Here is a 1089-nt window from a genome sequence, read left to right as displayed (position 1 = left end):
CCCGCGCGTCCCTGCCCGCGCCGGACCGCGCGCCGGCCCCCGCGACGGACGGCACACCCGCGCCCGGGCGTTCCGTCTGCCCCGACCGCGGACCCCACCCGCAGCACTCCATTCTTCAGCGCTGCTACATCCATCCGTGCACACATCATCGCTGGTGCTACATCGTGCACCGCCACGATGATCGCTGCATGCGCCCCGCCCACTGCATGCTCGCCGTACTCGTCGCCGCGATCTGGGGAGTGAACTTCGTCGTCATCGAAGTCGGCCTGGACCACTTCCCGCCGCTGCTGTTCTCCGCCCTGCGCTTCCTCGTCGCCGCGCTGCCGGCGGTGTTCTTCGTACGCCGTCCCAAGGTCGCGTTCCGGTGGGTGGTGGGCGTCGGGCTGGCGCTGGGCGTGGCCAAGTTCGGGCTGCTGTTCCTCGGCATGGACCAGGGCATGCCGGCCGGCACCTCCTCGCTCGTGCTCCAGGTGCAGGCCGTCTTCACCGCCTGCTTCGCCTTCGCCCTGCTGGGCGAACGCCCCGGGCGGCTGCGGCTGGCGGGCATGGGCCTGGCCCTGACCGGCATCGTGGTCGCCGCCGCCGACCGCGGCGGCTCCGGTCCGCTGGGCGCGTTCCTGCTGGTGATCGGAGCGGCGGCCTGCTGGGGGCTGTCCAACATCATGACGCGCAGGGCCGCGCCGCCGGACGCGCTCAGCTGGATGGTCTGGGTCAGCCTGGTGCCGCCACTGCCGCTGTTGGTGCTCTCGCTGCTCTTCGAGGGCCCGGACGCCGGCCTGAACGCCCTGCGCTCCCTGGACGTGGCGGACGTCGGCGCGCTGCTCTACGTCGCCTGGCTGGCCACCGTGGTCGGCTTCGGCCTCTGGGGCTTCCTGCTGCGGCACCACGACGCCTCGGCCGTCGCGCCGTTCTCGCTCCTGGTGCCGGTCTTCGGCATGTCGGCGGCCGCCCTGTTCCTGGGCGAGGGGGTCACCGGCCTGGGCTGGCTGGCGGCGGGCCTGCTGGTCGCGGGGGTCGCGGTCACCTCGCTCGGCGGACGCCGACCCACCGGTGGCGCTCCCGCGCAGCAAACCGGGGCCGCCGTCGCCT

The 1089-nt window shown here is 73.7% G+C and carries 1 protein-coding gene; it reads left to right on the top strand.

Annotated features, from left to right (window positions below):
- Positions 1–188 precede the first annotated feature (188 nt).
- The coding region (locus ACYVE9_RS27920) for an EamA family transporter (protein WP_461030673.1) at positions 189–1089 on the top strand (901 nt) is incomplete at its 3' end.

Source organism: Streptomyces sparsus, assembly GCF_054776295.1.
This window is presented reverse-complemented; position numbering and strand designations above follow the sequence as displayed.